This is a genomic window from Lactobacillus sp. WILCCON 0149 (assembly GCF_057197965.1).
Genome location: NZ_JBUBHO010000001.1, coordinates 1,385,688 through 1,398,793, shown reverse-complemented (window position 1 = coordinate 1,398,793; position 13,106 = coordinate 1,385,688). Strand labels below are relative to the sequence as shown.

At 50.7% G+C, this 13,106-nt stretch carries 4 protein-coding genes, 2 tRNA genes and 2 rRNA genes; 7 read left to right on the top strand and 1 reads right to left on the bottom strand.

Annotated elements, in window-relative coordinates; genetic code table 11:
• Positions 1-12: 12 nt before the first annotated feature.
• The 3 genes from ACYVUV_RS06425 (at position 13) to ACYVUV_RS06415 (ending at position 4,712) form a co-directional block, all read left to right on the top strand.
• Positions 13-1,857: a glycosyltransferase gene (locus tag ACYVUV_RS06425; protein WP_439775493.1), complete on the top strand. Its 1,845-nt coding sequence runs from the start codon at positions 13-15 to the stop codon at positions 1,855-1,857.
• A complete protein-coding gene (locus ACYVUV_RS06420; RefSeq protein WP_439775494.1) occupies positions 1,844-3,739 on the top strand; it encodes a hypothetical protein in 1,896 nt (631 codons plus the stop codon). Before ACYVUV_RS06425 ends, ACYVUV_RS06420 begins: the two co-directional genes overlap by 14 nt.
• Before the next feature lie 202 nt (positions 3,740-3,941).
• Complete coding sequence (locus ACYVUV_RS06415) at positions 3,942-4,712, top strand: formate/nitrite transporter family protein (protein WP_439775495.1); 771 nt, start codon at positions 3,942-3,944, stop codon at positions 4,710-4,712.
• Positions 4,713-4,822: 110 nt separating this feature from the next.
• Here ACYVUV_RS06415 and adhE read toward each other — a convergent pair whose 3' ends face one another.
• A complete protein-coding gene (gene adhE, locus ACYVUV_RS06410) occupies positions 4,823-7,525 on the bottom strand; it encodes a bifunctional acetaldehyde-CoA/alcohol dehydrogenase (RefSeq protein ID WP_484499191.1) in 2,703 nt (900 codons plus the stop codon).
• Positions 7,526-8,137: 612 nt separating this feature from the next.
• Here adhE and ACYVUV_RS06405 point away from each other — a divergent pair.
• The 4 genes from ACYVUV_RS06405 to ACYVUV_RS06390 all read left to right on the top strand — a co-directional run bounded on the left by ACYVUV_RS06405 (position 8,138) and on the right by ACYVUV_RS06390 (position 13,062).
• A 16S ribosomal RNA gene (locus ACYVUV_RS06405) occupies positions 8,138-9,700 on the top strand.
• A 113-nt stretch (positions 9,701-9,813) separates the two neighbouring features.
• Positions 9,814-9,887 (top strand) — tRNA-Ile (locus ACYVUV_RS06400).
• Positions 9,888-9,955: 68 nt separating this feature from the next.
• Positions 9,956-10,028 (top strand) — tRNA-Ala (locus ACYVUV_RS06395).
• Positions 10,029-10,155: 127 nt separating this feature from the next.
• Positions 10,156-13,062, top strand: a 23S ribosomal RNA gene (locus ACYVUV_RS06390).
• Together the 16S and 23S rRNA genes with 2 tRNA genes alongside form the textbook arrangement of a ribosomal RNA operon.
• Positions 13,063-13,106 lie beyond the last annotated feature (44 nt).

The following is a 13,106-nucleotide window of genomic DNA, read 5'->3' as shown; positions in this document are numbered from 1 at the left end:
GGGGTGAGCAAGATGGCTAAGGGCCAAGAAAAAGAGGAGGAAGTCCTCTTAAAAGAAAAAAGCGACCGGCGTCTATTGCCGCACGTTCCTGACCCCCTGGGCCAGCGGACCAATCTTGACCGCCGGGGCAAGTATACTAATGATGAAGACTTGACGACCCTGATAAAAGAACATGCCTTAGGGGTCCGCTATATCAGCCGTTTCCCAGTTAAAGTCAAGGCGGAGAGCAAGGGCCGGCCTTTTAAGGTGACCGGGGAGTGCCGGGATATTTCGGATACGGGGATGCTTCTGGCGGTAGAAGACGACTATGACCTCTTAAAAGAGGCGAAAAACGTCCACCTCAACTTCAAGGTCCCGGCCGGCAGCATGCCGGAAGGCCACGAAATGCGCTTTAGGATCAGCGGGCAAGTCGTCCGCGGCGTCGACTCCAGCCAGGCAGTGGGGATTGAATTTTCCCAGACCCTGCCCAGCTACATGGACCGGCATAAGGACCGCTATTTATTGCTTTGCGCGGCAATCCTCCTGGCTTTTGTCAGCCTTTGCGTGGTTTTGATGCGGGCAGAATCAGTCATCTACTTCAAATACAACGCGATCTTGTACAGCTATTCCTTGATCGCGGCTGCTTTTTTGCTGACTCGTTACCTTTTTGGCAGCCTCTACCGGCCGGTCCCGATCAATCCCGACTTTACCCCCTCGGTGACGATCGTGATTCCTTGTTTTAATGAAGAAAAATGGATTCAGCGGACGATTTTGTCCTGCCTGGACCAGGCCTATCCGGTCGACAAGCTGAAGGTCTATGTCGTTGACGACTGTTCAAGTGACCAGTCAGTGGCTAAAATTCATGAGCTGCTAGAGAGGCTGAACGACAAGGAAGGGGACCGTTACCGGGTAAATGACCGGGTGAAGCTTTTCGTCCAGGAGAAAAACGCTGGCAAAAGGGCGGCCCTGGTCCGGGGGGTGGAGCAGACTGACACTGACCTGGTCATGTTTGTCGACTCTGACTCCTTTTTAGAACCAGATGCCGTCCGCAATATAGTCCAGCCCTTTCAGGACCCGAAGATGGGCGGCTGCGCGGGCAGATGTGACGTGGCTAATACTTACACCAATGCCTTGACCGAAATGCAGTCGGTCCGCTACTACATTGCCTTCCGGATCATGAAGGCAGCTGAAGGAGTCTTTGACTCGGTAACCTGCTTGAGTGGTCCTTTGTCCTGCTACCGGCGCGAACTCGTGATGAAGTACAAGGACCGCTGGATCAACCAGCGCTTCTTGGGCCACAAGGCTACTTTTGGCGATGACCGGGCCATGACCAACTTTATTCTTAACCACCACCGCTGCTGCTACCAGGATACGGCTGTCTGCTCGACGATCGTTCCCCGCGAGCACCGGGTCTTTTTAAAGCAGCAGATGCGCTGGAAGCGGTCCTGGCTGAGAGAATCTTTGATGGCCGGCCGTTTTATGTGGCGCAAGGAGCCTTACGCGGCCATCAACTTCTATATTGGCTTGATCGTGCCGATCATGGCCCCGGTCGTGGTGGTTTATAACTTGATTTACGTGCCATTGACCCAGCATATTTTCCCGCGGACATTTTTGGTCGGCCTTCTATTGATGAGCTTGATGATGTCTTTTGCCCAGCTCTTCTTGAGAAAGAGCACGACCTGGACCTTTGGCTTCCTCTTCTGCATTTATTACGAGCTGGTCTTGCTCTGGCAGATGCCGATTGCCTGGGTTACCTTCTGGAAGTCGACTTGGGGGACCCGGCAGACGCCAAGTGATGTGGCGGCTGAGAAGAAAAAGGACCAGCGGAAGCTAAAGCGGCAAGCGAAGATGGAGGGTGGTGCAAATGAAAAAGAATAAGCGCCGGCCCTGGCTGCAGACCAAGAAGGATGTGGTCAAATTAGTCAGATCAATTTTGGAATGGATCAGCTTGATTGTTTTAGCGGTCATGGTGGTCAAGGCCCTTTTCGTTTTCAAAAGCTACCAGCCCTATAGCAAAAATGATCCTGAAGTTGTTGACGGGCAGGACCATGGCTTTATTTCCCTGGCCTACTTTGGGGTTGACCGGGAAGGCAGCGACAGCTTGATTTCCTTAAAAAGACTGGAAGAAGAGCTGACAGCTTTAAAGCGGCTGGGATATGTGACAATCAGCCAAAAAGACGTGGAAGACTATTATTACCGGGGCAAGCCCCTGCCTAAAAAAGCCCTTTTTCTCTTGTTTGAAGACGGGAGAAAGGATACGGTTCTTTTTACGGAAAAATTGCTGGAAAAATTGAACTACAAGGCGACGATTTTAACCTACGCGGAAAAGTTTCAGCGTGATGACCAGAAATTCATCTCCGCCAAGGACTTGCAGAAGCTGCAAAAAGAAGGCTTCTGGGAACTGGGGACCAACGGCTACCGCCTGTCTTATATCAACTGTTATGACCGCTATCACCGTTTTTTGGGCCAGCTGGACTCAAGGGAGTTTGTCGAGATCAACCAGTATATCGGCCGGAATTACAACCACTATCTGATGGACTATATCAGAGACAAGGACGGGATGCCGGTAGAGACAACCAAAGAGATGCGTAAGCGGATCAAGCGTGACTACCAGCTGATGGACCGGATTTATAAAGAGCAGGTGGGAGAAGTGCCGGATCTTTACTGCATCATGCACTCCAATACCAGCCGCTACGGGGATAACGCCAATGTTTCAAGCGCCAACGCGGCCAGTCTGGAAAAAATGTTCAAGCTGAACGTCAACCGGGAAGGCTTTTCCTATAATACCCGGAAGTCCTCGCCCTATGACCTGACGCGTCTTGAGCCCCAAGCCTGGTGGTATACCAACCACCTTTTGATGCGGATTAAAGACGACCTGCCAGCCAAAGAGCAGAAGCGGATCAAGTTCGTCAAGGGCAGCCAGCGCCGCTATAAGAAGTGGCAGCTTGTCAAGGGAGCGGCGGAATTCAAGCAGAATTTGATTGCCTTGACTTCAGAATCGGAAAGCAACGGTCTTTTGACTTTGAAAAAGGCAAAAATTGGTGACTGCAAGCTGAACTGCGAATTTTTGGGCAACAAGATCGGTCAGCAGACGGTCTATTTGAAAACCCAGGGGACAGCTTCAGGCAAGCACAATTTTTCCAGCTACCTGTCACTGTCTTTAGAAAACAATATTCTCTACCTGCGGCAAAAGCAGGACGGGGAAATCAAGACCCTGTACAAGGTTGACATGTTCAAGCTGGAGGATGATAAACCGGTTTCCGTGCCCGAAGACAAGCGGGCAGCTTTAAGCTCAGAACTGAATGTCCGCGGCCGCTTTGCCCAAAACAGCACCACGGCTTCTTTATACAAGCTCAAGGCTTTTAAAAAGAAGCGGCAGAAGGCCAAGAGCGTTAAAGAGGGGGCGAAAGAGTACGTGCCGGAAATCCAGATCCAGGATCCAGGTGACGTCAAAGCTGAACTGATTGTTAAGGGGAGCAGCCTGACTTTAACGGTTAATGGCAAAAAGCTCTGCCAGCGGCAGATCAAGGCGCAGGCAGCCGGCGGGGTAGCTTTGGAAAGTGCTTTTGGTGGCTTTGGCCAAAGCCAGCGCAACATCGCGGATGATGTTTATGACGGGGCCTTCAAGGACCTTGTCATCACCAGCCCGGACGGGGAAAAGGTCTATTACGACAACCGCCTGCACGGCTGGGAACTGGTCTCAGATAAGTGGAATCTCTTCTGGAATAAGGTGGTTGACTGGTTCATTGTCAATTTGTAAGAAAAAGCTCAATCCTGCATAACTGCAAGGATTGAGCTTTTTTCTTTTGTGGCTTCTACTCGCCGCTATTCCCGTAAAGAATATTTCTGACTAGAGAAATATTTGATTTATATCAAAAAAAGCGTTTACATAAGTCGAAGAAAAGAATATAATGATTTACAGGAATTAAGTGCTTTCATGCAAAAGAATAAGAGGTAACATAATGTACAAGGAATCATTTGCCGCAGCTGCGGGCGCGGCACAAAAGAAATTTAACCTGCTCAAGAATAATCCAGCTGGCTATGTCCTACTTTCCGTTTTGGCAGGGATGTACATCGGCTTTGGGATCCTGCTGGCTTTTACGGTTGGGGGACAATTAGGGACAAGCCCCTTTGCCAACTTGATCAAGGGGTTGATCTTCGGGGTTGCCTTGAGTCTGGTGGTAATTCCCGGGGCTGAGCTTTTTACTGGCAACAACTTTGTAATGAGTGCCGGTCTGCTGGAAAAGAAGGTCAAGCTGAGCCAGGCGGCTCTCTTGTGGCTGCTTTGCTGGCTGGGCAACCTGCTGGGGGCTGGCATCTTGGCTTGGATGTTTGTCAAGTCTGGCTTGGATTTGCCAGTTACGGCAACTGTCTTTACCAAGGCGGCAGCCGCTAAAATGGCAGCGCCAGCTGGCCAGCTTTTCTTGCGGGGTATTCTCTGTAACATCTTGGTCTGCCTGGCTGTTTGGTCAGGTTTCCAGACCAAGAGCGACTCAGCTAAGCTGATCATGATCTTCTGGTGCCTTTTAGCCTTCTTTTCAACTGGCTTTGAACACAGCGTGGCCAATATGACGACTTTCATCGTTGCCTTGCTGGCTCCAGTGCAAGGGGCAGGCGCCATTTCAGCTGGCGGCATGTTCTACAACCTGCTCTGGGTAACCCTGGGCAACATGGTTGGCGGTATCGTCTTCGTGGCCTTGCCATACTGGCTGGCTGCCAAGGACAAGCAATAATAACTGAAAACTCCTTTTACAAAAACAAGTCCTGCTTGATGAACTCAAACAGGACTTGTTTTGGTGTATTACAGATGACTAAAATTTTAGAAAATCTAGGGAAGGAATTTTTAATACATGCTGATCAGCAGCTGCTTGATTTCAGCCATGCTTGGCTGGCGCGGGTTCTGTACCGTGCACTGGTCATCGTAGACCCGGTCGATCATGGCTGGCAAGGCAGCGTCGAAGGCTTCCTTGCTGACCCCGTTGGCTGACAGGGAGGGCTGAATGTCGCAGGCCTTCATCAGTTCCCGGATCCGCTTGCAAAGAGAATCAACCAGTTCAGCGTCATTCTTGCCTGGCAGGCCTAAGCTGCGGGCGATATCAGCGTAGTCTTTTTGGGCCCGGTAAACTTCATATCTTGGGTATGGGGTCCGCTTGACATTGCCGCTGGCTCCGTTGAACTTGATGACCGGCAGCATGGAAATCGAGATGCAGAGGCCATGCGGGAAACCAAAGGCCCCGCCCAGCTTGTGGGCGATAGAGTGGTTAAGGCCTAAGAAGGCGTTGGCAAAAGCCATCCCGGCTAAGGTTGCTGCGTAGTGCATGTTTTCCCGGGCTTTTTCGCCTTCATAAGTCGGGTGCTTTGGATCATACTTGTAAGAAGCTTCCAGGTTGTTCATGATCAGCTGGATGGCTTTGAGCGACCATGGCCGGGTGAAGTCGCTGGCGGCAACAGAGACGTAGCTTTCCAAAGAGTGGGAGAGGCAGTCAAAGCCGGAGAAAGCCACGGTATGCTTTGGCACGGTCATGACAAAGGCCGGGTCAACGATGGCGACTTGCGGGGTCAGTTCGTAGTCAGTCAGCGGGTACTTGACATGCTGCTTGTCGTCGGTAATGACGGCATATGGGGTGACTTCTGATCCGGTCCCTGAAGTGGTTGGGATGCAGATCAAGCTGGTCCGGGTCTCATGCTTGAACTTGACGATCCGCTTTCTGATGTCGACGAATTTTTGCTGCAGTTCCTTAAAGAGCTCGCTCACATTGTCATAGTTGTCCAGCCAGCCTTCTTCTTGGTCCAGGCTGTATTCGTAGATGTAGCGGGCAATCTTGGAGACGTCCAGGGCACTGCCGCCGCCGATGGCGATAATGGTGTCGGGCTCAAACTTCTTCATCTGCTTGGCAATCTTGATCGCTTGACTCAGCGGCGGGTCAGGCAATACTTCACTGTAGATTGCCGTGTCGACGTGATTATCTCTTAAGGCTAATTGCTCATATATCTTGTCAACGAAGTGGAACTTGACCATGCCTGGGTCTGCGACGATAAAGGCCCGGTTGATTTCCTGCTCATTTTCATCTGAGAGGTAGGTAATGGAGTCTTTTTCGTAAAAAATCTTCCCTGGCAGGCGGATCCATTGCGGCCGGTTGCGCCGCTTGGCAATGGTCTTGATGTTCAAAAGGTCGCTGGTCGACAGGTTGTGAGACAGGGAGTTCTTCCCCCATGACCCAGTCCCCAAGGTCAAGCTAGGCCGCAGGGCATCAGTGTAAATGTCACCGATCCCGCCTAAGGCATCTGGCTGGTTAACCAGGACTCTGGAAGCTTGGACTGCCTTGCCGTATTCATCGATGAATGGGTCGTCTTGGGAGCCAATTTGAATGGCTGCATTGTGGCCGGCACCTTGGTAGTCGAGCAGGGCTTTGACGATTTTGATCCCGTCTTCCCGGTCCTTGGCTTTGTAAACTGACAGAAGCGGGGAGAGCTTTTCGGATGAAAGCTTTTCGCCAATGTTCTTTGGATCCAGTTCAAAGAGGATGACATCCTTGCCTTCAGGCAGGGTGATGCCGGCGTGTTCGCAGATCCAGCGGGCGCTCATCCCGGCAACCGGACCATTGACCCCATGCTTGTCATTGAAGACGAAGTCGGCCAGCTTTTGGTAGTCCTTCTTTGGAAGCAGGTAGGCACCTTTGTCCTGCATCATTTGCAGCCACTTATCGTAGATTGGTGCTTCAACTACGGCTGAGTTTTCAGTCGCGCAAACCATGCTGTTGTCAAAGCGTTTGGATAAAAGGATGTCTTCAACAGCCCGGTCCAAAAAGGCGGTGTGGTCAACGTAAACAGCACCATTACCGGCACCGACCCCCATTGACGGATTGCCAGACTGCAGCGCTGCGTGCACCATGCCGGGACCACCAGTTGCCAAAATAGAAGCGATCTTTGGGTTGCGGATCAAGGCGGTGGTGTTTTCCAGGCTGGCCTTGTCGATCCACTGAATGATGTTCTTTGGGGCACCAGCCTTTACTGCCGCGTCATACAAGATCTGGGCAGCATGGATTGAACATTTCTGCGCCTTTGGGTGGAAGGAGAAGATGATCGCGTTTCTGGTCTTTAGGGCTACCAAAATCTTGAACATGGTCGTTGAAGTTGGGTTGGTGGTTGGCACGATCCCGGCTAAAACGCCTAGAGGAGCAGCAACTTTGATATAGCCTTCAACCTGGTTTCTTTCGATAATGCCAACGGTCTTGTCGTGTTTGATTGAGTTGTAGACATTTTCGGTAGCGAAGCGGTTCTTGGTATCCTTATCTTCTACCACGCCGCGGCCGGTTTCATCTACTGCCTCGTGAGCAAGCTCAAGGGAGGCTTCACTGCCGGCCAGAGCCATGGCAGCCACGATCTTGTCAACTTGCTCCTGGCTGTAAGTCGAGTAGGCTTCTTCAGCAACCAGGGCTTTGTTAACTAATTCACCGGTATAACGCTTGGCTTCTTCCATTTTTTCTTCTGCAGACAATTCCTTGCCTGTTTCAACAGCGGTCTGTGTTTTCTTTACATCAACCATTTTTTCTCTCCATAAAAACTACTACATTTTTTCTGAGGTTCTGCTTTTCTTGTGAACCTTTTCACCTAACATGATAGTCTCTTTGTTTTCTTTGTCAAGGCAAAAAAGGCTATAAATTTCAATAAATTCGAGTTATATAAATGCTTACATCTATGTCGGAGTAGAATGCTGAAAGCGCAGAAAAAAGCAAAAATAGTGAATAACATCACTTTTGCAAGCTGGGCTAGACCTAGAAAATAGATGATAAATAAACAGCAAGGCAAGAATGGATTAGCGAAGAGTAGGAATGAAAATAGAGAAAAATTAGCAGAAAATTGAAAATAAAGATTGACGAAATTAACAAATGGGGGTAAAGTAGTAAATGTCTTCAAGCAAAACGCGAAGCGCTTTCTTAATGAAAAGCAATTGAAGACAATAAATATCAAAAACTTGTTGACAAGAATCAAACAAGCGAGTAAGATATAAAACGTTGCGTCGCTTGACGCAAGTTGGTACTTTGAAAACTGAACAAAGTTTCGCAGTGTGCGGGTCAAACATTGTTTGATCCAAACAAATAAGCGAAGTCAATTCGCAAGCAAATAATCTGGAGCAGATTAAAAAGAGCTCAATTTTCAAATTGAGAGTTTGATCCTGGCTCAGGACGAACGCTGGCGGCGTGCCTAATACATGCAAGTCGAGCGAGCTGAATTCAAAGATTCCTTCGGGATGATTTGTTGGACGCTAGCGGCGGATGGGTGAGTAACACGTGGGCAATCTGCCCTAAAGACTGGGATACCACTTGGAAACAGGTGCTAATACCGGATAACAACATGAATCGCATGATTCAAGTTTGAAAGGCGGCGCAAGCTGTCACTTTAGGATGAGCCCGCGGCGCATTAGCTAGTTGGTGGGGTAAAGGCCTACCAAGGCAATGATGCGTAGCCGAGTTGAGAGACTGATCGGCCACATTGGGACTGAGACACGGCCCAAACTCCTACGGGAGGCAGCAGTAGGGAATCTTCCACAATGGACGCAAGTCTGATGGAGCAACGCCGCGTGAGTGAAGAAGGTTTTCGGATCGTAAAGCTCTGTTGTTGGTGAAGAAGGATAGAGGCAGTAACTGGTCTTTATTTGACGGTAATCAACCAGAAAGTCACGGCTAACTACGTGCCAGCAGCCGCGGTAATACGTAGGTGGCAAGCGTTGTCCGGATTTATTGGGCGTAAAGCGAGCGCAGGCGGAATGATAAGTCTGATGTGAAAGCCCACGGCTCAACCGTGGAACTGCATCGGAAACTGTCATTCTTGAGTGCAGAAGAGGAGAGTGGAACTCCATGTGTAGCGGTGGAATGCGTAGATATATGGAAGAACACCAGTGGCGAAGGCGGCTCTCTGGTCTGCAACTGACGCTGAGGCTCGAAAGCATGGGTAGCGAACAGGATTAGATACCCTGGTAGTCCATGCCGTAAACGATGAGCGCTAGGTGTTGGGGACTTTCCGGTTCTCAGTGCCGCAGCAAACGCATTAAGCGCTCCGCCTGGGGAGTACGACCGCAAGGTTGAAACTCAAAGGAATTGACGGGGGCCCGCACAAGCGGTGGAGCATGTGGTTTAATTCGAAGCAACGCGAAGAACCTTACCAGGTCTTGACATCCTGTGACAAACTTAGAGATAAGTCTTTCCCTTCGGGGACACAGAGACAGGTGGTGCATGGCTGTCGTCAGCTCGTGTCGTGAGATGTTGGGTTAAGTCCCGCAACGAGCGCAACCCTTGTCTTTAGTTGCCATCATTAAGTTGGGCACTCTAGAGAGACTGCCGGTGACAAACCGGAGGAAGGTGGGGATGACGTCAAGTCATCATGCCCCTTATGACCTGGGCTACACACGTGCTACAATGGGCAGTACAACGAGAAGCGAACCCGCGAGGGCAAGCGGATCTCTTAAAGCTGTTCTCAGTTCGGACTGCAGGCTGCAACTCGCCTGCACGAAGCTGGAATCGCTAGTAATCGCGGATCAGCACGCCGCGGTGAATACGTTCCCGGGCCTTGTACACACCGCCCGTCACACCATGGAAGTCTGCAATGCCCAAAGTCGGTGGGATAACCATTTAGGAGTCAGCCGCCTAAGGCAGGGCAGATGACTGGGGTGAAGTCGTAACAAGGTAGCCGTAGGAGAACCTGCGGCTGGATCACCTCCTTTCTAAGGAAAGACACACAATCAGAGAGTGGGAACACTAATAGACGATTGTGAGTTACGGAAGCACACTGCAAAGAAACTTTGTTCAGTTTTGAGAGTACCAACAATAAGAACTTGGGCCTGTAGCTCAGCTGGTTAGAGCGCACGCTTGATAAGCGTGAGGTCGATGGTTCAAGTCCATCCAGGCCCATTGAAATGGAAAGAAAAGTCTTTACATTTCGGCCAAGATGGAGTAACATCTTAAAAGTTGATATTTACGGGGGCATAGCTCAGCTGGGAGAGCACCTGCTTTGCAAGCAGGAGGTCATCGGTTCGATCCCGTTTGCCTCCATTGGCCACAAGGCCAAGTTTGTACGTTGAAAACTGAATATCTTAATTCCAAGAAAAAACCGAGAATCATTGAGATCAATGAAAACATTGCAAAGCGACCGAGAGAGTTCGAAAGAACTGACTTGCAAGGTCAAGTGAAGAAGGGCGCACGGTGAATGCCTTGGCACTGGAAGCCGATGAAGGACGCGACTAACCGCGAAAGTCTTCGGGGAGCCGTAAGTAGGCTTTGATCCGGAGGTCTCCGAATGGGGGAACCCAGCATGTGCAGACATGCTATTCTTGTGTGAATACATAGCACAAGAAAGGAACACGCAGTGAACTGAAACATCTAAGTAGCTGCAGGAAGAGAAAGAAATATCGATTTCCCAAGTAGCGGCGAGCGAACAGGAAAGAGCCCAAACCGGCAGATTTATCTGCCGGGGTTGTAGGACTGAGACATGGCACTTCAGAGGATAGCAGAAGCGTTTGGGAAGACGCGCCAGAGAGGGTGAGAGCCCCGTAAGCGAAATCCAAAGAAGGCCTATCAGTATCCTGAGTAGGGCGGGACACGTGAAATCCCGTTTGAATCCGCGAGGACCATCTCGCAAGGCTAAATACTAACCAGTGACCGATAGTGAACCAGTACCGTGAGGGAAAGGTGAAAAGAACCCCGGGAGGGGAGTGAAAGAGAACCTGAAACCGTGTGCCTACAAGTAGTCAAAGCCCGTTAACGGGTAATGGCGTGCCTTTTGTAGAATGAACCGGCGAGTTGCGTTAGTCAGCAAGGTTAAGTCAGAAAAGACGGAGCCGCAGCGAAAGCGAGTCTGAAGAGGGCGAGCAGTTGGCTGACGCAGACCCGAAACCAAGTGACCTACCCATGACCAGGTTGAAGGCGCGGTAAAACGCGCTGGAGGACCGAACCCACGTAAGTTGAAAATTGCGGGGATGAGTTGTGGGTAGCGGTGAAATTCCAAACGAACTTGGAGATAGCTGGTTCTCTCCGAAATAGCTTTAGGGCTAGCCTCGCAAAGAGGATGCTGGAGGTAGAGCTCTGTTTGGACTAGGGGCCCGTCAAGGGTTACTGAATTCAGATAAACTGCGAATTCCAGACATTTATGTGCGGGAGTCAGACTGCGAGTGATAAGATCCGTAGTCGAAAGGGAAACAGCCCAGATCACCAGTTAAGGTCCCAAAATTCATGCTAAGTGGAAAAGGATGTGGAGTTGCGCAGACAACTAGGACGTTGGCTCAGAAGCAGCCATCATTCAAAGAGTGCGTAATAGCTCACTAGTCGAGTGACGCCGCGCCGAAAATTTACCGGGGCTAAGCATGATACCGAAACTGTGGATGTGCATTATGCACGTGGTAGGAGAGCGTTCTAGCGGCGGTGAAGCATGACCGAGAGGACATGTGGAGCTTCTAGAAGTGAGAATGCCGGTATGAGTAACGAAAGACAGGTGAGAATCCTGTCCGCCGCAAGACTAAGGTTTCCTGGGGCAGGCTCGTCCGCCCAGGGTAAGTCGGGACCTAAGGCGAGGCCGAGAGGCGTAGTCGATGGACAACAGGTTGAGATTCCTGTACTGCACCGAATCGTTATGAGCGATGGAGGGACGCAGGAGGCTAGCAGCGCGTGGTGCTGGATACCACGTTCAAGCGTCAAGTCTGAGAGCGAGTCAAATGCTTGCTTTCATAAGGACAAGGCGTGATGAGGAGCGAAATTAAAGTAGCGAAGGCTGCGACGTCACACTGCCGAGAAAAGCTTCTAGCCAGAGACGGTGCACCCGTACCGCAAACCGACACAGGTAGTCGAGGAGAGTATCCTCAGGTGAGCGAGAGAACTCTCGTTAAGGAACTCGGCAAAATGGCCCCGTAACTTCGGGAGAAGGGGCGCTGGTCGCAAGATCAGCCGCAGTGAAAAGGCCCAAGCAACTGTTTATCAAAAACACAGGCATCTGCAAAATCGTAAGATGAAGTATAGGTGCTGACACCTGCCCGGTGCTGGAAGGTTAAGAGGAGAGCTTAGCGCAAGCGAAGGTTTGAATTGAAGCCCCAGTAAACGGCGGCCGTAACTATAACGGTCCTAAGGTAGCGAAATTCCTTGTCGGGTAAGTTCCGACCTGCACGAAAGGTGTAATGATTTGGGCACTGTCTCAACGAGAGACTCGGTGAAATTATAATACCCGTGAAGATGCGGGTTACCCGCGACAGGACGGAAAGACCCCATGGAGCTTTACTGCAGTTTAATATTGGGTATCTGTCAAGCATGTACAGGATAGGTAGGAGCCGGAGAAGATAGGACGCCAGTCTTATCTGAGGCGCTGTTGGGATACTACCCTTGCTTGACGGATGCTCTAACTCAGGTCTGTGATCCAGGCCGAGGACAGTGTTTGACGGGCAGTTTGACTGGGGCGGTCGCCTCCTAAAGTGTAACGGAGGCGCCCAAAGGTTCCCTCAGAATGGTTGGAAATCATTCGCAGAGTGTAAAGGTAAAAGGGAGCTTGACTGCGAGAGAGACAACTCGAGCAGGTACGAAAGTAGGGCTTAGTGATCTGGTGGTACCGCATGGAAGGGCCATCACTCAACGGATAAAAGCTACCCTGGGGATAACAGGCTTATCTCCCCCAAGAGTTCACATCGACGGGGAGGTTTGGCACCTCGATGTCGGCTCGTCGCATCCTGGGGCTGAAGTCGGTCCCAAGGGTTGGGCTGTTCGCCCATTAAAGCGGCACGCGAGCTGGGTTCAGAACGTCGTGAGACAGTTCGGTCCCTATCCGTCGTGGGCGCAGGAAATTTGAGAGGAGCTGTCCTTAGTACGAGAGGACCGGGATGGACGCACCGCTGGTGTACCAGTTGTCTTGCCAAAGGCATCGCTGGGTAGCTATGTGCGGACGGGATAAGCGCTGAAAGCATCTAAGTGCGAAGCCCCCCTCAAGATGAGATTTCCCATTTCTTCAAGAAAGTAAGACACCTCAGAGACGATGAGGTAGATAGGCCGGGAGTGGAAGAAGCGTGAGCTTTGGAGCGGACCGGTACTAATCAGTCGAGGACTTGACCAAAAGAGCGAAGCAATGAAGGTTTTGACTTGGAAGAGATATTCAGT

Excerpts from the sequence above, each read along its gene's own strand:
- ACYVUV_RS06425 (WP_439775493.1), top strand. The coding sequence starts at position 13 with ATGGCTAAGGGCCAAGAAAAAGAGGAGGAAGTCCTCTTAAAAGAAAAA.
- ACYVUV_RS06415 (WP_439775495.1), top strand. The coding sequence starts at position 3,942 with ATGTACAAGGAATCATTTGCCGCAGCTGCGGGCGCGGCACAAAAGAAA.
- adhE (WP_484499191.1), bottom strand. The coding sequence starts at position 7,525 with ATGGTTGATGTAAAGAAAACACAGACCGCTGTTGAAACAGGCAAGGAA.
- ACYVUV_RS06420 (WP_439775494.1), top strand. The coding sequence starts at position 1,844 with ATGAAAAAGAATAAGCGCCGGCCCTGGCTGCAGACCAAGAAGGATGTG.